The sequence below is a fragment of the Streptomyces sp. NBC_00193 genome (assembly GCF_026342735.1).
GTDB classification, from domain to species: Bacteria; Actinomycetota; Actinomycetes; order Streptomycetales; family Streptomycetaceae; genus Streptomyces; species Streptomyces stoeckheimensis.
The window spans coordinates 3,145,745-3,164,871 of record NZ_JAPEMM010000001.1 but is presented as its reverse complement, the minus strand read 5'-3'; the positions used below and the strand labels follow the sequence as shown (position 1 = coordinate 3,164,871).

The window sequence follows — 19,127 nt, the reverse complement described above, 5'->3', positions numbered from 1 at the left end:
GCCCACCTCGCCGCCTCCCGGTCCGCGCTCCGCGCGATGCGCGAGGACGTGCAGAACCTCGACATCCGCGACGTCACCGCGAACTGGGTCAACGCGATCGTCCTCCAGGCCCAGATCGACGACCGGATCAAGGCCCTCGCCGACCTCGCCCACACCCCCCTCTTCTTCGGCCGCCTCAACTACCTGCACGCGCCCGGCGCGGAGCTCGCCGAGGGCGCGGAGGGCGAGCAGTTCTACATCGGCCGCCGCCACGTCCACGACGCCGGCGGCGACCCGATGGTGATCGACTGGCGCGCGCCGGTCTCCCAGCCCTTCTACCGGGCCTCCAAGAACGACCCGCAGGACATCGGGCTGCGCCGCCGCTTCGGTTACACGGGCGGCGAGCTGACCGCGTACGAGGACGAGCACCTCTCCGACCCCGCCGAGGCGGCGTCCGTCAGCAAGCTGCTCCAGCAGGAGATCGAGCGCCCGCGCGTGGGTCCCATGCGCGACATCGTGGCGACGATCCAGCCCGAGCAGGACGAGATCGTCCGCTCCGGCCTCTCCGGCTCCGTCTGCGTGCAGGGCGGCCCCGGCACCGGCAAGACGGCGGTCGGCCTGCACCGTGTCGCGTACCTCCTCTACGCGCACCGCGACCGCCTCGCCCGCACCGGCACCCTGGTCATCGGGCCGAACCGTTCCTTCCTGCACTACATCGAGCAGGTCCTGCCCGCCCTCGGCGAGCTGGAGGTCAAGCAGGCCACGGTCGACGACTTGGTCGCCCGCGCGGACCTGGAGGTACGCAGCACGGACGCCGCCGAAACCGCCGTGGTCAAGGGCGACGCCCGGATGGCCGAAGTCCTGCGCCGCGCGGTCCACTCGCACGTGTCGGAGCCGGTCGAACCGCTGATGGTGGTCCGCGGATCGCGCCGCTGGCGGGTGCCCGCGTACGAGATCGCCGAGATCGTCGCCGAGCTCCAGAACCGCGACATCCGCTACGGGGCCGCCCGCGACGCCCTCCCGCAGCGGATCGCGCACGCGGTCCTCGTCCGCATGGAACAGGCGGGCGAGGCACCCGACGACCGCGTCCAGGACGCGGTGGCCCGCAACCCCGCCGTGAAGGCCGTGGTCAAAACGGTGTGGCCCCTGGTGGAACCGGCCAAACTAATCCTGCGCCTGCTCTCGGACGCGGAGTTCCTGGCGGCGCACGCGGACGGAATCCTCTCTCCCCACGAACAGTCGCTGCTCATCTCCCCCAAGCCGGCGCGCAGCGTGAAGTCGGCGAAGTGGTCGGCGGCGGACCTGGTCCTCATCGACGAGGCGACCGACCTGGTGGAGCGCACGCACTCGCTCGGCCACGTCGTCATCGACGAGGCGCAGGACCTGTCCCCGATGCAGTACCGGGCCGTCGGCCGGCGCTGCACGACCGGCTCGGCGACGGTCCTCGGGGACCTCGCGCAGGGCACGACCCCGTGGGCGACGCGCAGCTGGGACGAGGCGCTGGCGCATCTGGGCAAGCCGGGTGCGGTGCTGGAGGAACTGACGGCGGGCTTCCGCGTGCCGCGCGAGGTGATCGCCTACGCCTCGCGGCTGCTGCCGGCGATCTCGCCCGGCCTGTCGCCGGTCTCCTCGGTCCGCGAGACCCCGGGCTCCCTGATCGTCACCCCGGTGGACGTGCCCTCCGCCCTCCCGTCGGCGGTGATCGATGCCTGCCGGGCCTCGCTCGTCCACGAGGGCTCGATCGGCCTGATCGCGGCGGACGCGCGGATCCCGGAGCTGGCGGAGGCGCTCCTGGCGGCGGGCCTGCCCTACCTCTCACCCGGCGAGGAGACGACCGCGGAGTCGCGCCTGACCCTGGTCCCGGCCTCCCTGGCCAAGGGCCTGGAGTACGACTACGTGGTCCTCCACGAGCCGGCGGACGTGGTTGCGGGCGAGCCCGACGAACGCACGGGCCTGCGCCGCCTCTACGTCTGCCTCACCCGAGCCGTCTCCGGCCTCACGGTCCTCCACACAGCCCCCCTCCCAGAGGCCCTGGCCTAACCCCCGACCGGGATCCCGTCCCCACAGCCGGGGCACCCCTGCGGGGCAAGTCCCCTACCCACCCTTCCACCGTTCCCAGGGCCAGCCCTGCCCCGGCCCTCAAACGCCGGACGGGCTGAAAGCGGGGTACCGGGCTGCGCCCGAACCCCCTGGGGCTCCGCCCCAGACCCCGCGCCTCAAACGCCGGCGAGGCTGAAATTGGCAGCCCGAAAGCGGGATCCCGGGCTCTGCCCGAACCCCCGGGGCTCCGCCCCGGACCCCGGTCCTCAAACGCCGGACGGCTGAATAGACCCCGGGCCGCCTCGAACGCCAGTGAGGCTGAGATTGCCCCCGGCGGGGCTGGGGACGCGGCGCGGGTCGGGGACGGGGACGGGGTGGGGTGTCGGCCGGGACGTAAAGCGTGATTTGTGGCGCGGGAGCAGGCTTCGCCCTGTCGGAGTAGAGCGGGGGGCGCCTAAATCATGCAGTCCAGGCCGACACCCCACCCCGGCCCCGTCCCCGACCCACCACCGCAGCCCAACAGACACCACCACACCCCCAGCCCCGCCGGCGATTGAGGCGCAGGGGTCCGGGGACTGGTCCCCGGCAACGGCGCCACACCACAGCGGGCTAGCTCAGCGCCGACCGCCACTCGGCAACCGCCTCCGAGGACACCGGCCGCCCCCAGCCCGAAGGGCGAGCCGCGCCGCCGATGTGGAAGGCATCGATGCCCGCCGAACGCAGCACCGGCAGGTGGGAGAGGGCCAGCCCGCCACCGACCAGGATCCGCGGCTCGTAGCCGGGGGTGCCGGACTTCGCCGCCTCCGCCAACAGCGTCGGCAGCCCCTCGTCGACCCCACCCGCCGCACCCGCGGTCAGGTAGGTGTCGAGCCCGGCCAGGTCCGCGACCGCCTTGCGCAGCTGGTCACGGTCCGCCGCCCGGTCGATCGCCCGGTGGAACGTCCACCCGCAGCCGCCGAGCTCCGCCACGACCGCCTCGACGGCGACCAGGTCGGGGCTGCCGTCGGGGTTCAGGAAACCGAGCACGAACTCCTCGGCCCCCTCCGCACGCAGCGCCCGCGCCTCCTCCACCAGGCGTTCCACATCCTGCGCGGAACCCGCCGAGAAGCCGTCCGCCTTCCGGAGCATCACGCGCAGCCGGATGTCGACCGCCGCCCGGATCGCCGCGAAGGTCTCGCGCGGCGGGGTGAGCCCGTCGGCGGCCATGTCGGTGACCAGCTCGAGTCGGTCCGCCCCACCGGCCTGGGCCGCGACCGCGTCCTCCACGTCGAGGGCGATCACCTCCAGGAGCGCACGGTTGCTCATGTCATCCCATCCTTCGTCCCGCATTACAAAATAGGTCTAGTCCAATATCCAGGGTACGGGCCTTCGCCCACCCTTCACCAGCACAATCACGCCACCACCACAATGTGCGCATGACATCCGCCATGACTTCCGACACGCACCGCGAGCAGAACCTCCGCTCCCGCTGGCACGCCACCACCGCCGCCGCCGGAGCCGACCCCGACCGCGACCCCGCCCCCTACGCCGACCGCCTCCTCACCGCCTGGGCGGAGCCGCAGCGCAAGTACCACACCACCGCGCACCTGGCCGACGTACTCGCACGCATCGACGTACTCGCACCAGCCGACGCACCAGACGACGCGACAGCCGACCGCGCCGCCGCCGACCGCGCCGCCGTCGAGCTCGCCGCCTGGTTCCACGACGCCGTCTACCGCCCCGACCGCTCCGAGAACGAGGAGCGCAGCGCCGCCCTCGCCGAGCGCGCCCTCCCCGAGCTCGGCATCGACGGGGACCGCACCGCCGAGGTGGCCCGCCTCGTCCGCCTCACCATCACCCACGACCCCGCCCCGGGCGACGCCAACGGCGAGCTGCTCTGCGACGCCGACCTGGGCGTCCTGGCGGGCACGGCCGAGGAGTACGCCGCCTACGCGGCGGCCGTCCGCGCCGAGTACGGCTTCGTCCCCGACGAGGCCTTCCGCGCAGGCCGCGCCGCCGTGCTGCGCCAGCTCCTGGAGCTGCCCCGCCTCTTCCGCACCGCCTACGGGGCTGCGCACTGGGAGGCCCCGGCCCGCGCGAACCTGGCCGCCGAGCTCGCGGACCTCGGCGAGCCCTCCGCGTAGAGCCGTAGCGCCCCCGGGAATGCGATCCCGTTCGTCGCGGTTGAGGTAGTTCATGCCCGTAGAAGCCGCAGAAGCCGAACGCACCCGTATGCCCGTCGCCGTCTACGTCCTCGGCCTCTCCGTCTTCGCACTCGGGACCAGCGAGTTCATGCTCTCCGGGCTGCTGCCACCCATCGCCGAGGACATGGGCGTCACCATCCCCCAGGCGGGCCTGCTCATATCCGCCTTCGCGATCGGCATGGTCGTCGGCGCGCCCCTGCTCGCCGTCGCCACGCTGCGGCTGCCCCGGCGCACCACCCTGCTCTCGCTGATCAGCCTCTTCGGCCTCGGGCAGGTGGCGGGCGCGCTGGCCCCCTCGTACGAGCTGCTCTTCGCCTCCCGCATCGTCTCCGCGCTCGCCTGCGCCGGCTTCTGGGCGGTCGGCGCCGCCGTGGCCATCGCCATGGTGGAGCAGCACCAGCGGGCCCGCGCGATGGCCGTCATGATCGGCGGCCTCTCCATCGCCAACGTCCTCGGCGTCCCGGCCGGCGCGTTCCTCGGTGAGCACCTGGGCTGGCGGTCGGCGTTCTGGGCGGTGGGCGCGGCCTCCGCGATCGCCCTCGCCGGCATCCTCGCGCTGATCCCGAAGATCCCGCTCCCCGCCGAGAAGCCGACGCTCGCGCGCGAGCTGCGCATCTACCGCGACCGCCAGGTGTGGCTGTCGATCGGCATCACCGCCCTCGCCGCGGGCGGGGTCTTCTGCGCCTTCAGCTACCTGTCCCCGCTGCTCACCGACGTGGCCGGGCTGGACTCGCAGTGGGTCCCGTGGATCCTCGGCCTGTTCGGCATCGGCGCGCTGGCCGGCACCACCGTCGGCGGGCGGATCGCCGACGCGCACCTGTTCGGGGTGATGCTGTGGGGCATCACCGCCTCCACCGTCTTCCTGGCGGCGCTGGCCCTGCTGGCCTCCACCGCGGCGGCCGCGATCGCCCTCGCGTTCCTGATCGGCTTCTCGGCGTTCTTCACGGCCCCGGCGCTCAACGCCCGCATGTTCAACGTCGCGGGCGCCGCCCCGACCCTGGCCGGCGCGACCACCACGGCCGCCTTCAACCTCGGCAACACCGGCGGCCCCTGGCTCGGCGGCACCGTCATCGACGCCGGGTACGGCTACTCCGCCACCGCCTGGGCGGGCGGCGCGATGACCGTCACCGCCATCGCCCTGGGCCTCGCAGCCCTCCGCCTGGACCGCCGTACGGGGTCCCGCGCGGCCCGCCCGACCCGCGTGGTGGCCGGCTCGACCCCGTCCCGATCGGACGCGACCGAGAAGGTCTGAGCGCCGCCGCTCAGCGGCAGAGCTCGAACTGACCGAAGACCCGGTACGCGTCCCCGTCGAGCTCGTGGTTCCCCGTCCAGTGCCGCAGCCGGTCCGTGGTCTCCGCGGCGGACACGAAGGCCTCGTAGGGCTCGAAGTCGACGCCGCTGACAGCACGGCCGGGGGCTGCGCCTGCGCCTACGCCGCCGGACGCCCCTTGGGCCGCCGCAGGCCGGCCGCCGTCAGGCGGCGGACCAGCTCCTTGCTGCCGATCTCCACCGCGCCCGCGCCCACCGCGTCCGCGTACCGGTGCTCCGGGACGTCGTAGTGGTCGCGTTCGAAGGCCTTCGGCGGGCAGCCGATCGACGCCGCGAAGGCGTGCAGTTCCTCGAAGGAGGTGTCGCTGACCAGGTGCGACCACAGGCGGCCGTGCCCCGGCCAGTCGGGCGGGTCGATGTACACCGTCACCGGCGGCTCATTCGCCGAAGCCGGAGCCCGCGCCGGAACCGGAGCCGCCGAGGCCGCGCAGCACCGGCCCGAGGCCGCCCACCGGCGCCACCCGCACTCCGGCCTCCGAGCACACCCACATCGGGTCCGGTCCGAGCTCGGGCTCCACGTCCAGCGCGTGCGGCTCGCCGTGGTTGCAGACCGGGCACAGCGGCCAGCGCCCGTACTTCTCCAGCAGTGCGTCCTTCACGTCCTGGGCGACGAGTCCGGCGAGGTAGTCGACGCCCTCGGGCCACTCCTCCACCCACCACCGGCGGTGGGTGACCGCGTCCTCGACGAGGGAGACGACATAGGCCTCGGCGACCTCGCCCGCGACGAGATCGGCGAGTACCAGGGCGCGTGCGGCGTGCAGCGCCTGTTCAAGAGGGGGTGGGGGGGTCGCGTGGTCCATGGACACATTGTGGACCCGGATCGGCCCCGTGGCGAAGGTCCTCTTCCTCCGGTGACTTATGGCGTCTTGACGTTCCCACCCCTCTGAAAATAAGTTTCAAGGGTGAGCGAGAACATGAAAGAAACCTTCAGCGGAGGCGCGGACGCGACCGCCCCGGTGCCCGCACCGGCCCCCGTCCCCGTCCCCGCCCCCGCCGCCCTGCGGGCCCGCGTCCGCAGCCTCGGCCCCTCGATGACCCGCTCCATGCAGGCCGTCGCCGAGGCCGTCGCCGAGGACCCCGCCGGGTGTGCCGCGCTCACCGTCAGCGACCTCGCCGCCCGCACCGGCACCAGCGAGGCCACCGTCGTCCGCACCGCCCGCCTCCTCGGCTACCCCGGCTACCGCGACCTGCGCCTCGCGCTCGCCGCGCTCGCCGCCCAGCAGGAGTCCGGCGCGGCCCCCGCCGTCACCGTGGACATAGCCGTCGACGACTCCCTCGCGGACGTGGTCGCCAAGCTGGCCCAGGAGGAGGCGCAGACCCTCACCGACACCGCCGCCGGCCTCGACGTCGCCGCCCTCGGCTCGGCCGTCGCCGCCCTCGCGGGCGCCCGCCGCATCGAGATCTACGGCGTCGGCGCCTCCGGCCTCGTCGCCCAGGACCTCGCGCAGAAGCTGTCGCGCATCGGCCTGATCGCCCACGCGCACAACGACCCGCACCTGGCCGTCACCACCGCCGTACTGCTGCGCCCCGGCGACGTGGCCGTCGCCATCACCCACTCCGGCGGCACCGGCGACGTCATCGAGCCCCTGCGGACCGCCTTCGAGCACGGGGCCACCACCCTCGCGCTCACGGCCCGCGCCAACTCCCCCGTCGTCCACTACGCCGACCTCGTGCTGGCCACCTCCGCCGCCCGCGAGACCCAGCTGCGCCCGGCGGCCATGTCGAGCCGGACCAGCCAGCTCCTCGTCGTGGACTGCCTGTTCGTGGGCGTCGCCCAGCAGACCTACGAGACGGCGGCGCCCGCGCTCGCAGCCTCGTACGAGGCGCTCGCGCCCCGCCACCACACCCCCGTACCGACCGCCAAGCGCACCAGCACCACCCGCTAGCAGTTCAGGAGCCCCCCACTCATGACCGCGTACGCCGAACTCCGCGCCCAGCTCGCCACCTTGACCACCGAGGCCTTCCGCCCCGAGCTGGCCGAGATCGATCAGCTGCCCACCCTGGAGATCGCCCGCCTGATGAACGCCGAGGACGCGACCGTCCCGGCCGCCGTCGCCGGCGAGCTGGAGACGATCGCCGCCGCCATCGACGGGATCGCCGAGCGGATGGCCCGCGGCGGGCGGCTGATCTACGCGGGCGCCGGCACCGCCGGCCGGATGGGCGTACTGGACGCCAGCGAGTGCCCGCCCACCTTCAACACCGACCCCTCCGAGGTCGTCGGCCTGATCGCGGGCGGCCCCTCCGCCATGGTCAAGGCCGTCGAGGGTGCCGAGGACTCCAAGGAACTGGCCGCCGAGGACCTGACCGCGCTGGCCCTGACCGCCGACGACACCGTCATCGGGATCTCCGCCTCCGGCCGCACCCCGTACGCGATCGGCGCCGTCGAGTTCGCCCGCGACCACGGAGCCCTCACCGTCGGCCTGTCCTGCAACGCCGGCTCCGCGCTCGCCGCGGCCGCCGACCACGGCATCGAGGTGGTCGTCGGCCCCGAACTCCTCACCGGGTCCACCCGCCTGAAGGCCGGCACCGCGCAGAAGCTCGTCCTCAACCTCATCTCGACCCTCACGATGATCCGGCTCGGCAAGACGTACGGAAACCTGATGGTCGACATGCGCTCCTCCAACGAGAAGCTGCGCGCCCGCGCCCGCCGCATCGTCTCGCTGGCCACCGGCGCCCCCGACGCCGAGATCGAGGCAGCCCTGACCGCCTCCGACGGCGAGGTCAAGCAGGCCATCCTCGTCATCCTCGGCGGAGTCGACGGCCCCACCGCCGCCGACCTGCTCACCGCCTCCCGGGGCCACCTCCGGGCCGCCCTCACCCAGACCCCGCGCTAGGGCCTCCCACTCCCCGCTGACCCCCAGCAGCAAGGCGAACACCAAGATGTCCACTGACAAGAACCGCGCCACAGCCGCCGCGATCCTTCCTCTGGTCGGCGGCCCGGACAACATCGTCTCCATCGCGCACTGCATGACCCGCCTGCGGATCACCCTGCGCGACCGCTCCCTGGTCCAGGACGAGGCCCTCAAGGCCCTGCCCGCCGTGATGGGCGTCGTCGAGGACGACACGTACCAGATCGTGCTGGGACCGGGCACCGTCGCCCGCGTCACCCCCGAGTTCGAGGCCCTGGTCGCGGAAGCCCGCTCGGCCGCGCCGGCGGCCCCCGCGGCCCCGGCGGACACCCACCCCGTCACCGCCGACGAACTCGCCGCCCAGGGCGCGGCCATCAAGAACGCCCAGAAGGCGAAGAACTCCACCCCCTTCAAGCTGTTCCTGCGCCGCATCGCGAACATCTTCGTCCCGCTGATCCCGGCCCTGATCGGCTGCGGCATCATCGCCGGGCTCAACGGGTTCCTCACCAACATGCACTGGGTGCCGGCCGTGGTCCCCGCCCTCGCCGCGATGGCGAGCGGCTTCATGTCCCTGATCGCCGTCTTCGTCGGCTACAACACGGCCAAGGAGTTCGGCGGCACCGCCGTCCTCGGCGGCGCGGTCGCCGCGATCATCGTCTTCCCCGGCGTCGCGAAGATCGACGCCTTCGGCCAGCAGCTCTCCCCCGGCCAGGGCGGCGTACTCGGCGCACTGGCGGCCGCGCTGCTCGCCGTCCAGGTGGAGAAGTGGTGCCGCAAGTGGGTCCCGGAGGCGCTCGACGTCCTGGTCACCCCCACCCTCACGGTGCTGATCTCCGGCCTCGTCACCATCTTCGGCCTGATGTTCGTCGCCGGTGAGGTCTCCAGCGCCATCGGCACCTTCGCCACCTGGCTGCTCGCCACCGGCGGGGCCTTCGCGGGCCTGGTCCTCGGCGGACTCTTCCTCCCGCTGGTCATGCTGGGCCTGCACCAGGCCCTGATCCCCATCCACACCACCCTGATCGAGCAGACCGGCTACACCGTCCTGCTCCCCATCCTCGCCATGGCGGGCGCGGGCCAGGTCGGTGCGGCCATCGCCGTCTACTACAAGCTCCCGCGCAACCGCTCGATCCGCGCCACCATCAAGTCCGCCCTCCCGGCCGGCTTCCTGGGCGTGGGCGAACCCCTCATCTACGGCGTCTCCCTCCCCCTGGGCCGCCCCTTCATCACCGCCTGCATCGGCGGCGCCGCGGGCGGAGCCTTCGTAGGCCTCTTCAACCAGTTGGGCACCGCCTTCGGCTCCACCGCCATCGGCCCCTCGGGCTGGGCGCTGTTCCCGCTGCTGGACGGCAAGTCGGGCATGGGGATGACCATCGCGATCTACGCGGGCGGGCTGGCCGTCGGTTACCTCGTGGGCTTCGCCGCCACCTACTTCTTCGGCTTCACCCGGCTTCTCTGCACTTCACTCAATCGGGAGGAGGGCAACGAGGAGCTGACGGCGGGAAGCACCGCCGACACCCCGAGCACCACCTCGCCTGTCACCGAGGAAGTCGCCGTACCTGTCCGCTGATGCCGAGCGGAGGCCGCGGGGCCGTCGTCCATGGCGACGGCCCCGCGGCCGAAGCTGTCAGAACGGCAGATCCCAGTCGTGCTGCTCCTCCGGTTCCGTTCGGTTGGCCGTGGCCACTGCATCAGACCACTCGCCGGGGATCGCCTCCAGCGCCTCCAGCAGGTCATGCTCCGTCCTGCCGACGACGATCAGATCCGGTCCTGAGTTGCCGGGCTGCAGACACAGCAACTTGCCCACCGCGGAGAACCACCGAACAGGAGGTTCTGCAGGAGAGTGCCAGGCCGGGTACCCCGGAAGCCCTACCGGCTCGAATTGATCTTCAACACGGGAGATGACGTCGGGCGTAGCCAGGCAATCTCGTCCGGTCGGGCCGTAGCGCCTACCCATGACCGTTTCGCTGAGGATCGTCTCCGCGCAGGCGAGAGACAAGCGCGGCATGAACGGCTCCCACGCCAGTTCCGGCAAGTAGTCCGAGAAGAAGACCACCGGCGGATCATCGGCCGACAGCTGATCAAGGGCAACACACCATCCGGCACAACCCTGATTCTCGCTTCGGAATACCAGCAGCTGTCCCGACGGATCGAGGAGCAGTTCGTCTGGAGGGAGCAAGGGGTTGTGCTGTGCAACGAGATCGCTGCGGCGGCCGAAGAGCGCGTAGGCCTCGTGAAGAGCCACGGGAAACCGGAGTCCCAGTCGCTCCTCCGCACGGCGCACTTCCGCCGACACAAGTCCGTCCCTCGGCGAGAGAGGTGTCGCCCAAGACGCCGCGAATTGCGCGGCGAAGTCCCATACTCGGGCCCGCCCACCCGACGCTCCCGCAAGAGCCTGTGCCACATCAAACCTGTCGGCCATCCGGAGACCCTATGCCTCGACCTCGGGCCGCTCACGACGGGGGCGAGGAAGGCCCAACTCCACCACCGGACGGTGAGTGAGTCGAACGGCCTCAGCCTGTTTCGTGCGGAGGAAGGTCAGTGTCAGATCGATGCCGTCGATCTCGCCGAGCCACTGCTCCTCCTCGGCCTTCTTGCGGCGGCGGAGAAGGTCCTTCTCCAGTTCGGCGAGCCGCGGCAGCATCTTGGGGTTGATCTGGAGCATGGGGCAACGGATGCAGGCGTGCTCGTGCTGGCACGGGGTTCCGTATGGGCGAGCACAGTTGCCCAGCTCGACCTTGCGCTTGTCGAAGTGCTCCTCGAACTCGTCCCATTCCTGGGGCGTGACCTCGCCGTATTCGCCGTCCGGCCGAAGGGACCGCCGGTGGTTGAGAAAGGCTTGGTAGTGGCCGACTACATCCTCCGCGAACACCGCGACGTAGCCCTGAGTCGTCTGCAGGTTGAGATGCCCGAGGAGGGCGGCTCCGATGTGGATGGGCAGGCCGCCGTTGACGACTTCGGTAGCGAATAGCCGGCGGAAGTCGTGCGGCGTGAACTTCAGCCCTTCGAAGGCAGGGTTGCTCAGCGCCAGTTCCTTGCAGCTGCGGCCGAGCATGTTCAGCACGGTCGCACCGGACATGACGCCGCGGGCTGTGCCGAGGTATCGCTGCATGAGGAAGGGCATCGGCTCCGACCACGTCCGTTCGTGCGGGTCATAGCGCGTCACCAGCGGAATCTTCCTGCCATCGCAAGTGTGACGGCGGACGATCTGGGCCACAACATGGAACAGTTCCGCGGACATGGGGATCACCCGCTCGCGCTCGCTCTTGGACGGCGCGACCACCAAGAGCGCGATGACCTCACCGTTGGGTCGTTGGTACTGCCGGATGCTCAGGTGGGTGAGTTCACAGAGCTCCTCGACTCGAATGCCGCTGTGCCGCAACAACTCGACCGCCGCCCATTCCCAGAACGCGGAGTCCTCGGCAACCGTCACGTTGATCTTCTCGCCCGTCTCTTCGTCTGTGATCCTCACAGACGGATCCTTTTCCAGCGAGACCATGCGTCGATCGTGGATGGAGTCCCTGCGGCGATAGCGACGCTTCTCGTGGGTGAATTCCTCACCCAGCTCGGTCGGGCGGGCAACCGACAGTAGGCCGGCGTGGAACTCGTGACGTGCTTCGAGATGCGCCACGAGCGCGGGCAGGAGCGGTTGCCTTGTCCGTACTCTGTCCGCCATGCGTCGGTTGATCTCACGCCTGCGCTTGCCGAAGCCTTTGAGATCTTGCGGGCGGATCGGGCAGGGAACGACCCACTGGGCCCAGCGCTCGGGCTCTTCGACGGCCCAGCTGTGGAGATCGACGTAGAGCCCTCGAACGGCAAGGACGATGGACTCCGGGTCCATGCGCTTCCTCTGCTCCTGGCCGGATCCGGTGCCATAGGTCTGAAGCTCAGCCCTCCACTGGTCGTAGAGGTCGTGGCCGAGGGACAGGTCGGGGTGCCCCGGGCTGAGCTCCTCGATCTTGGCCCAGAAATGCTTGGCCAGGTTCCGTGCGAGACCCTCGACAGTGACGTAGTCGGTCTCCGCCCGCCTTCGGGTCAGATAGTCGATCAGGAGCTGTCGGACTCCGCGGTTCTGAATCGCGTAACGATCCACCATCTCTTCGATCGTTCGTTGCCCGGAGTAGACGAACGTCCTCAGCGTGGGAGGGGTTTCGGGCGGGAAGTGCCCCATCCGGTGAAGGACCTGCCAGGCCCCGAGGGCTGCAAATCGGTTGGTGTTCTTGTTCGCGCCATGTGTCACTCCAAGGCGCTTGGACTCCAGCGAGTAGTGCAGCAGCGCGGACGGCGTCAGGTCCTGAAGCGCGATGCCTTGTGTCGTCAGTGCGCAGGTGAGGTCGAACTTCGCCCGCGACTTGTGAATATGTCCCATCGTGGGATGGCCGTCGACGACCTCGAAGAAGTCGTCCAGATGCGGGTCGTTCTGGATGTCCCGAAAGGGCTCGGAGTAGCGGATGAACTTGTTGGCTCGGAAGCCTGATACCGACGGCCGGATCACCCGCAGGCAGAAGGTCATCTTGACGGCCGCGACCAGGTCGGCGCCATCGCTTCTGGATGCCTCACGCGCGAGGATGGTGACCGACGGTGCGTTCTCGGCATCGAAGCCACCGGCCTCCCACCGCTCCTGCCAGGTCTCGCCAGGCAGTTTCTCCAGATGGCTGAGGAGCATCGTCATCCCGCGTCGCCGCTTGTCCGCGTTGGAACGGGTCGAGTGACCTTTCAGTGCACCTGTGGCGATGTCCCGGATCTCCTCCAGCGGCGCCCGGGACAGGTCACCGAAGGGAGCCGGCGGGATCGCCGGCCTCGGTGCGGGTGCGGCCTTCACTGAAGCACCGGAGAACCGGCTGCGTGGCGCGTCGTGTTGGGGGCCTTCCCGGTACGTCGTGCGGCGATTCCGGGCCGTGTAGGTGTCGACAATTTGGTGGTTAGGCACCGAACACCGCCGCGAAGTCGTCCGAGTCGTAGCCGGGCGCGATGCTGCGAACGACCTTTGGCCGGTTGTAGTGCTCTTGCAGGGCGTCGAAGAGGTCCTCGACGCGGGCGTTGAGGTAGCGGCCCGTGGTGGCCAGGTCGGAGTGCCGGAGGATCGCCCGGACCTCGGTCAGGGTCAGGTTGGGGTCGTTGGCCATGCGGCTGGCCGCCGTGTGGCGGAGATCGTGCAGCGTCCAGTTCGTATCGATCTTGACGTTGGCCCGCTGGATGACCCGGCGCATCGCCCAGTAGCTCAGCGGCTTGTCAGGGCCTCGGCGCGTCCGCAGCACGGGCTCGTGGGCGGCGGGCAGACCGCTGGAGTCGAGGTAGGCCGCGAGCACGATCAAGGCCTGCGGGCTGACGGGTACGGGCTCCCGGTCCTTGGTCCCCTTGGAGATCACGTGGAAGACCTGTCCCGACCAGTCGATGTCGGCTGGGGTGACCCCCAGCAGCTCTTCGGCGCGGGCTCCACTGGAGACGTAGAGCAGGACAGCGGCTCGGTCCCGGTCGTGGGTCATGGCCTCGAAGAACTCGCCCCACATGGCGTCGGGAATGGCCCTCGGGTCGGTCCTCGGCACGCGCTGCCGGAGCCGTGCCCGCCGGAACGGCTGCGGCGACTCGGACGGGCTTCGGTGAGCCAGCGCCCGCCGGCGCGCGAGCGACTCCGGAACGGGGTTGGTCAGCGGGCCGCGCCCGTAGTGACGGTGGTAGGCGTAGAAGCTACTAACCACGGTCAGGGCGTGGTTGATCGTGCTCGGCGCATAGCCGGCCTGGAGGTACCGCTTGCCCGTGCGCGGGTTCACGGATCCCGGCGGAGGCGCTTCCGGGTTGCTCCGGCGGCGCTGCGGGTTGGGTGCCGTACGGAGCCAGCCCACGAGCGCGGCGGCCTCCGCCTCGGACGCCCTGTCCCACGGCAGATCGAGGAACCACAGCAGCCGGAACCAGCGCAGCAAGTCATGTGCGTAGCTGCGGCCAGTCAGCGGGCTGTTGTCGCTGAGCGCCAGATCGCGGAGGTACGAAAGCACGGGCTCGACCACGTCCCCGGACGCGGTGAGGACGGCGTACGGAGGGTGCTGGGTCTCCAGTTTGGCCACCGACCCGAGGCGAGGCACATCGGCGCGGCCTTCGATCAAGTCGTGGTGCAGGTTGGGATTCACGCGGGCTCTCCTTGAGCGGGGAAACATCGCCCTACCCAACGAGCCAAAGAAGGTGCAGTTAACACACCAGATGCTGACCGAGTTCAACACCGGCCCGGACGCGGAGCCGGCGCAGGCCGACAAGCCGAAGCCCGAGCCCGAATCCGAGAAGGAACCGGCCCTGGCCTGACCGGCCGACAAGCTGATCGACCGACCGAGCGGCCGACCGGCGAAGACACCGGCGGGGAGACTGTGGACATGCAGCTCCCCGCCGAAGCCGTCACCGCCACCGCACTGGTCGAGGTGGTACGCCTCGCCACGCCGCCGTCGCGCCCCGGCCACCCGTTCACGGGCGACCCCGTCGCCCTGTGGCCCCGGGCCGAGGCGGAGACGGCCTTCGCGTTGATCGCCGCGCTGCCGGGCAGCACGCAGCACCGCTGCGGATTCCATCCGGGCTGGGCGGTACGCGCATACGGGGACGACCTCGATCTCCCGCTGTACGAAGTCCAGTTCTGCTTCAGCTGCCACGAGGCCCGCCTCCACGGCCCGTCCGTCACACGCTGCCCGGACCAGCAGTTCTTCGACCCCGAGTCCTCCCAGGGCCGCGAACTCCTCGCCCGCTTCCGCGCCACGGACCCGTGCGCCCAGGCGCGGGCGCCCCTGCCTTCCGCCATGGAGCGATGATGACCCGATGACCAACGTGCCGGCCGAGCAGCCGATCGCCCCCATACCGCCCGTGGTTCCGCCGGGCCGGATGGCCGCGCTCGACCAGCCCTCGTACGCCCTGCCCTGCGGGCTGCACCTGCGCCCCTGGGAGCCCTACGACGCCCCCGCGCTCGTGGCCGCGTACGCCGATCCGGACATCCGCCACTGGAACCGCCCCGACCCCCTCACCGAAGCGCGGGCCGTCACCCGCATCGCCCGCTGGCGCGAACGCTGGCACGCGGAACGCTCGGCGGTCTGGGCCCTCGCCCCCTCGGACGGAGGCTGCGCGGTCGGCCTGATCGGCCTCGCCGACCTCGACCTGCGCGGCGGCAGCGGGGAGTTCGTGTACTGGCTGCTCCCCGCCGGCCGCGGCGCCGGAGCCACCACCGAAGGCCTGGCCGTCCTGACCCGCTGGGCCTTCGGGGACCTCGGCCTGCACCGCCTGCGCATCACCCACTCCACGGCCAACCCGGCCTCCTGCCGCGTCGCCCTGAAATCCGGCTACCCCCTGGAGGGCACCATGCGCGGCGCCCTCCTCCACACGGACGGCTGGCACGACGAACACCTCCACGCCCGCCTGAGCACGGACTGAGGACGGGGGTGTCACCCCATCGAGCGAACCCGGGCATGCCCCCTCCTCGGGATGCGCATATGCCGCCAACCTATGCACATGAACCTCTTCGCCTCGCACCCCGAACACGGCGGTGCCATCGCAAGCGGCCCGGGCGGCATGAGCGAGCCGACCCAGAAATACTCGATCTCGATGCCCCGAGACATCGCCGAGGCCGCTCGCGCCCGCAGCGGCCCTTCAGGCCTCTCCGCCTACGTGACCGCCGCCGTGGCCCGCCAGATCGAACGGGACAACCTCGCCGAGCTCATCGCCTCAGCCGAGGAGGAGCACGGCCCGATCACCCCGGAGGAAATCAGGGATAAGGCCGAATACCTCGCACGCGTACGGGAAGCGCGATCGGCCGATACGGAAGAGGGACGGAACTCGGAGTGATCCCCTGCGGGACCTCTCCTCGGTGCCGTGAAAGTCCACAGGCCTAGGGATGCCGGCTTCACGGGGCGTCGGACGCGCCCGGAGGCCGGTACCGGATCTGCTCGGCCTTGCGCAGGGCGTCCAGCGTGTCCTCGACGCTCAGGAGGACCGTCGTCTCGAACGAGCTCAGCGCGCCTCCCCCGCTGATCGCCAGGGCCACCGCCGCCATGGACACGTCGTCCGGGGCCTCCCAGAGGTTGTAGCCGTCGTGGGCTCCGAAGGCGTACCAGAAGCCGTGCAGCTTCCCGCCGACGGACTCGATGTACGACCGGGCGGCCTGCGCACGGTCCTCGGGGCGGGCCATCAGCCTCGCCCAGGTCTCCGGCGTGTAGCTGAACCTCGACAAATACAGCGGCATCGCGTCCACCTTCTTCTCGTTTCGTCGACGATGCCCACGCCGGGCAACAGAAGGGGCGGACCGGATCGCGGCCGTTCCCCCGAACGGCCGGGAACGGCCACCGCCTCGGCCCAACGGGCCCACCGCGCTCAGGCCACGGGGGCCGGGGTGTGGATCCCGGTGCCGCCCGCCGTGAGGGCCCGGTGGGCGGCGGCCAGGCGGCGGACGGCCTCGGCGAGCCGGGGCGGCGGGAGCGTGTACGGCAGCCGGACGTGGCGTTCGAAGGCGCCGCCGACCCCGAACTGCGGCCCCGCCGCGATCGTCACCCCGTGGTCCGGCGCGATCGCCGCCAGCCGCGAACCGACCGGCTCCGGGAACCGCGCCCAGAGCGTCACGCCCCCGGCCGCCCGCGGCGCGTGCACCTCCGGGAGGTGCTCGGCCAGCGCCCCCAGCAAGGCGTCCTGCTGCGCCCTCAGTTGGCGCAGCGCCTCGGGCCGCCTGGTCCGACCGGCGTTCAGGAGCACGGCCGTGGCCAGCTGTTCCACCACCGGGGTGCCGAGATCCGTCGCCGGGCGGGCCGCCGCCACCCGCTCCAGCAGCGCGGGCACGGCACGGATCCAGCCGATGCGCAGGCCGCCCCAGATGCTCTTGGACACCGAGCCGATGCTGACGGCGGTGGGGTGGTGGGCCGCGAAGGGCACCTCGGAACCCTCGGCCGTCGCCTCCAGCCCCAGGTCGGCCAGGGTCTCGTCGATGATCGTGGGGCAGGCCGGCCGCAGGCTCCGGCGCACGTCCGCGGGCATGTACATCCCGGTCGGGTTGTGGAAGTCCGGGATGAGGTAAGCCAGTTGCGCCGACCGCGCCGCCGCGCGCAGCTGCGGCACGTCCCAGCCCGACGGGCCCACCGCCACCGGCAGGAGCCGGGCGCGGGCATCGGTGAACGCCCTGATCGCGTGCGGATAGGTGGGGTGGTCGAACACCACCTTGTCCCGCGGCGCCAGCAGCGTGCGCACCAGCAGACCGATCGCGTGCTGCGCACCACTGGTGATCATGACGTGATCGGGCGAGGTCGGCAGCCCCCTGCGCCCGTACCACCCGGCGACCGCCTCGCGCAGCTCCGCGGTGCCGTACCGGTCGTACCCGTGCCGTTCGAAGTGGAGCGGCAGCCGCTCCAGGGCCGTCGCGAAGGCGGCGTGGAGGACCTCGGGAGGTGCGGGCGGAGCGGCGAAGGACAGGTCGATGGTCTCCGCGTCCGCCCCACCGGCCCGCCGCCCGGCGGGTGCGTCCCCGTGCGGGAGCCGTACGGTCGCCCGCGCGCGCTCCCTCGTCCCCAGGTAGCCGTGCTCCACCAGCGTGCGGTACGCGGCCCCGACCGTGGTCCTGCTCGTACCGAGCGCGCCGGCCAGGTCGCGTTCGCCCGGCAGCGCCGCCCCGAGGCAGAGCCGCCCGTCCAGGATCAACAGCCGCAGCCGGTCGGAGAGCCGCTGGTGCGCGGGCCCGGGCCCCTCCTGCCAGGTCCCCAGCATGCGTCCGACGGCGTGCGCGCTGATCTTCATCGGACCAGGCTACGCAATCTGGCTATGGAATCAGGGTCCAGACAGCGGCGAGCCTGAGCCCATGCCCCACCCCGCTCCCGCACCCGTCGCCCACCCGCCCCGCATGAACGCCTTCGCCCAGCTCCGTGCGGGCCGCACCGCCCGCCGCGTCCCCCAGCTCCTGCTCGGCCTGACCGGCTACGGTGCCGCCGTCATGGTGCTCGTCGAGTCCGGCCTCGGCACGGCCAGCTGGAGCGTGCTCACCGACGGCACGGCGAAGACCCTCGGCATCTCCTTCGGCTGGGCCACCAACCTGATCTCGCTCCTGGTGCTCCTCGCATGGATCCCGCTGCGCGAGCTCCCCGGACTCGGCACCGTCCTCAACGTCGCGATCGTGGGCTTCGCCGCCGACGCCACCGCCGCCGTACTCCCCTCCCCCGGGGGAACCGCCGCCGCGCTCGCGTACCTCGCCCTCGGCCTGGTCGCCCTCGGCTTCTTCGACGCGCTCTACCTCGGCGCGCAGTACGGCTCGGGCCCGCGCGACGGCATCATGACCGGCCTCGTCCGGCTCACCCGGCTGCCCGTCGCGGCGGTGCGCACCGGCATCGAGGTGTCCGTGGCCGGCCTCGGCTGGCTCCTCGGCGGCACCCTCGGCCTCGGCACCGTGCTGGTCGCCCTCGGTACGGGCCCCCTGGTCGGCTGGTTCCTGCCGCGCCTGACCGTCCGCCTCGGCGAACCCTCAGGGGTGGGCCCGCTCGTGCAGTACGGCGGCCAGCCGTAGCGCGGTGTCCAGGTTGCAGCGCCCCAGGTCGACCAGCGGCAGCCCGTACGACCCCGCCGCGGACACCCCGTCCACCCCGAGCGAGGGGAACACCACCCCGACGTCCGTCAGCGCGGCCCTCAACTGCCCCACGGCCTCCTCGGCCGCCAGCATCCGCTCCATGGGCGTGAGCACCATGACATGTCACCTTTCGCTCTGAGTAATCGCGTTCAGTACTCAGCGTGGCGACGGGCTGGCTAGCCTTCA

19 protein-coding genes and 1 pseudogene are annotated in these 19,127 nt (G+C 71.5%); 10 read left to right on the top strand and 10 right to left on the bottom strand.

Going from position 1 to position 19,127, the window contains the following annotated elements:
- Positions 1-36 precede the first annotated feature (36 nt).
- Positions 37-2,019 carry an AAA family ATPase gene (locus OG898_RS14110; protein WP_266960241.1) on the top strand — a complete coding sequence of 661 codons (1,983 nt, stop codon included), beginning with the start codon at positions 37-39 and terminating at the stop codon, positions 2,017-2,019.
- A gap of 609 nt (positions 2,020-2,628) precedes the next feature.
- On the opposite strand, the gene OG898_RS14105 is transcribed toward OG898_RS14110, so the two are convergent.
- Entirely contained in the window at positions 2,629-3,324 is a 696-nt protein-coding gene (locus OG898_RS14105) for a copper homeostasis protein CutC (protein ID WP_250750759.1), read from the bottom strand.
- A gap of 110 nt (positions 3,325-3,434) precedes the next feature.
- Between OG898_RS14105 and OG898_RS14100 the strand changes: the two genes are divergently transcribed.
- Together OG898_RS14100 and OG898_RS14095 are read left to right on the top strand one after the other, a co-directional pair.
- Positions 3,435-4,142 (top strand): hypothetical protein, encoded by a 708-nt coding sequence (locus OG898_RS14100; RefSeq protein ID WP_266957094.1) that lies wholly within the window; start codon positions 3,435-3,437, stop codon positions 4,140-4,142.
- An 88-nt stretch (positions 4,143-4,230) separates the two neighbouring features.
- On the top strand, positions 4,231-5,454 hold the full coding sequence (locus OG898_RS14095) for a Cmx/CmrA family chloramphenicol efflux MFS transporter (protein ID WP_250750785.1): 1,224 nt from the start codon (positions 4,231-4,233) through the stop codon (positions 5,452-5,454).
- Between the two features lie 28 nt (positions 5,455-5,482).
- On the opposite strand, the pseudogene OG898_RS14090 reads toward OG898_RS14095, so the two are convergent.
- The 3 genes and pseudogenes from OG898_RS14090 to OG898_RS14080 form a co-directional block, all read right to left on the bottom strand.
- Positions 5,483-5,599: pseudogene (locus OG898_RS14090) on the bottom strand (SMI1/KNR4 family protein); the annotation flags it as partial.
- Positions 5,600-5,631: 32 nt separating this feature from the next.
- Positions 5,632-5,901: a DUF4031 domain-containing protein gene (locus OG898_RS14085; protein ID WP_250750756.1), complete on the bottom strand. Its 270-nt coding sequence runs from the start codon at positions 5,899-5,901 to the stop codon at positions 5,632-5,634.
- Positions 5,902-5,908: 7 nt separating this feature from the next.
- Entirely contained in the window at positions 5,909-6,331 is a 423-nt protein-coding gene (locus OG898_RS14080; protein WP_250750754.1) for a hypothetical protein, read from the bottom strand.
- A 102-nt stretch (positions 6,332-6,433) separates the two neighbouring features.
- Between OG898_RS14080 and OG898_RS14075 the strand changes: the two genes are divergently transcribed.
- The 3 genes from OG898_RS14075 to OG898_RS14065 are packed head-to-tail and all read left to right on the top strand — an operon-like array spanning position 6,434 to position 9,947.
- Positions 6,434-7,417: a MurR/RpiR family transcriptional regulator gene (locus tag OG898_RS14075; protein ID WP_266957091.1), complete on the top strand. Its 984-nt coding sequence runs from the start codon at positions 6,434-6,436 to the stop codon at positions 7,415-7,417.
- A gap of 21 nt (positions 7,418-7,438) precedes the next feature.
- Positions 7,439-8,365 carry an N-acetylmuramic acid 6-phosphate etherase gene (gene murQ / locus OG898_RS14070; protein ID WP_266957089.1) on the top strand — a complete coding sequence of 309 codons (927 nt, stop codon included), beginning with the start codon at positions 7,439-7,441 and terminating at the stop codon, positions 8,363-8,365.
- A 46-nt stretch (positions 8,366-8,411) separates the two neighbouring features.
- Entirely contained in the window at positions 8,412-9,947 is a 1,536-nt protein-coding gene (locus OG898_RS14065; protein ID WP_266957087.1) for a PTS transporter subunit EIIC, read from the top strand.
- Between the two features lie 57 nt (positions 9,948-10,004).
- Here the strand turns inward: OG898_RS14065 and OG898_RS14060 are convergent, their stop codons facing one another.
- The 3 genes from OG898_RS14060 to OG898_RS14050 form a co-directional block, all read right to left on the bottom strand.
- The gene (locus tag OG898_RS14060) at positions 10,005-10,622 is read right to left on the bottom strand and encodes an SMI1/KNR4 family protein (protein WP_266957085.1); all 618 of its coding nucleotides are present in this window, start codon (positions 10,620-10,622) and stop codon (positions 10,005-10,007) included.
- A 186-nt stretch (positions 10,623-10,808) separates the two neighbouring features.
- Positions 10,809-13,199 carry a site-specific integrase gene (locus OG898_RS14055; RefSeq protein WP_266957083.1) on the bottom strand — a complete coding sequence of 797 codons (2,391 nt, stop codon included), beginning with the start codon at positions 13,197-13,199 and terminating at the stop codon, positions 10,809-10,811.
- Positions 13,200-13,299: 100 nt separating this feature from the next.
- A complete protein-coding gene (locus OG898_RS14050; protein ID WP_266957081.1) occupies positions 13,300-14,502 on the bottom strand; it encodes a site-specific integrase in 1,203 nt (400 codons plus the stop codon).
- Positions 14,503-14,739: 237 nt separating this feature from the next.
- Here OG898_RS14050 and OG898_RS14045 point away from each other — a divergent pair, with 237 nt between their 5' ends.
- From OG898_RS14045 to OG898_RS14035, 3 genes are all read left to right on the top strand, one after another.
- Complete coding sequence (locus tag OG898_RS14045; RefSeq protein ID WP_266957079.1) at positions 14,740-15,165, top strand: hypothetical protein; 426 nt, start codon at positions 14,740-14,742, stop codon at positions 15,163-15,165.
- A 7-nt stretch (positions 15,166-15,172) separates the two neighbouring features.
- The gene (locus OG898_RS14040) at positions 15,173-15,778 is read left to right on the top strand and encodes a GNAT family N-acetyltransferase (RefSeq protein ID WP_266957077.1); all 606 of its coding nucleotides are present in this window, start codon (positions 15,173-15,175) and stop codon (positions 15,776-15,778) included.
- 138 nt (positions 15,779-15,916) lie between these two features.
- Positions 15,917-16,189 (top strand): CopG family transcriptional regulator, encoded by a 273-nt coding sequence (locus OG898_RS14035; protein ID WP_266960239.1) that lies wholly within the window; start codon positions 15,917-15,919, stop codon positions 16,187-16,189.
- Positions 16,190-16,247: 58 nt separating this feature from the next.
- On the opposite strand, the gene OG898_RS14030 is transcribed toward OG898_RS14035, so the two are convergent.
- Both OG898_RS14030 and OG898_RS14025 read right to left on the bottom strand, forming a co-directional pair.
- Complete coding sequence (locus OG898_RS14030) at positions 16,248-16,586, bottom strand: GYD domain-containing protein (protein WP_250750745.1); 339 nt, start codon at positions 16,584-16,586, stop codon at positions 16,248-16,250.
- Positions 16,587-16,714: 128 nt separating this feature from the next.
- Positions 16,715-18,121 (bottom strand): PLP-dependent aminotransferase family protein, encoded by a 1,407-nt coding sequence (locus tag OG898_RS14025; RefSeq protein WP_266957075.1) that lies wholly within the window; start codon positions 18,119-18,121, stop codon positions 16,715-16,717.
- A gap of 61 nt (positions 18,122-18,182) precedes the next feature.
- On the opposite strand from OG898_RS14025, the gene OG898_RS14020 reads away from it, so the two are divergent.
- Positions 18,183-18,881: a YitT family protein gene (locus tag OG898_RS14020; RefSeq protein WP_266957073.1), complete on the top strand. Its 699-nt coding sequence runs from the start codon at positions 18,183-18,185 to the stop codon at positions 18,879-18,881.
- Here OG898_RS14020 and OG898_RS14015 read toward each other — a convergent pair.
- Positions 18,840-19,058, bottom strand: a complete 219-nt coding sequence (locus tag OG898_RS14015) for a hypothetical protein (protein WP_250750742.1) — start codon at positions 19,056-19,058, stop codon at positions 18,840-18,842. The genes OG898_RS14020 and OG898_RS14015 overlap by 42 nt on opposite strands.
- Positions 19,059-19,127: the final 69 nt, after the last annotated feature.

Coding starts and splice junctions, on each gene's coding strand:
- OG898_RS14080 (WP_250750754.1), bottom strand. CDS start 6,331: ATGGACCACGCGACCCCCCCACCCCCTCTTGAACAGGCGCTGCACGCC.
- OG898_RS14045 (WP_266957079.1), top strand. CDS start 14,740: ATGCAGCTCCCCGCCGAAGCCGTCACCGCCACCGCACTGGTCGAGGTG.
- OG898_RS14025 (WP_266957075.1), bottom strand. CDS start 18,121: ATGAAGATCAGCGCGCACGCCGTCGGACGCATGCTGGGGACCTGGCAG.
- OG898_RS14035 (WP_266960239.1), top strand. CDS start 15,917: ATGAGCGAGCCGACCCAGAAATACTCGATCTCGATGCCCCGAGACATC.
- OG898_RS14020 (WP_266957073.1), top strand. CDS start 18,183: ATGCCCCACCCCGCTCCCGCACCCGTCGCCCACCCGCCCCGCATGAAC.
- OG898_RS14065 (WP_266957087.1), top strand. CDS start 8,412: ATGTCCACTGACAAGAACCGCGCCACAGCCGCCGCGATCCTTCCTCTG.
- OG898_RS14095 (WP_250750785.1), top strand. CDS start 4,231: ATGCCCGTCGCCGTCTACGTCCTCGGCCTCTCCGTCTTCGCACTCGGG.
- OG898_RS14105 (WP_250750759.1), bottom strand. CDS start 3,324: ATGAGCAACCGTGCGCTCCTGGAGGTGATCGCCCTCGACGTGGAGGAC.
- OG898_RS14110 (WP_266960241.1), top strand. CDS start 37: ATGCGCGAGGACGTGCAGAACCTCGACATCCGCGACGTCACCGCGAAC.
- OG898_RS14015 (WP_250750742.1), bottom strand. CDS start 19,058: ATGGTGCTCACGCCCATGGAGCGGATGCTGGCGGCCGAGGAGGCCGTG.
- OG898_RS14030 (WP_250750745.1), bottom strand. CDS start 16,586: ATGCCGCTGTATTTGTCGAGGTTCAGCTACACGCCGGAGACCTGGGCG.
- OG898_RS14100 (WP_266957094.1), top strand. CDS start 3,435: ATGACATCCGCCATGACTTCCGACACGCACCGCGAGCAGAACCTCCGC.
- OG898_RS14040 (WP_266957077.1), top strand. CDS start 15,173: ATGACCAACGTGCCGGCCGAGCAGCCGATCGCCCCCATACCGCCCGTG.
- murQ (WP_266957089.1), top strand. CDS start 7,439: ATGACCGCGTACGCCGAACTCCGCGCCCAGCTCGCCACCTTGACCACC.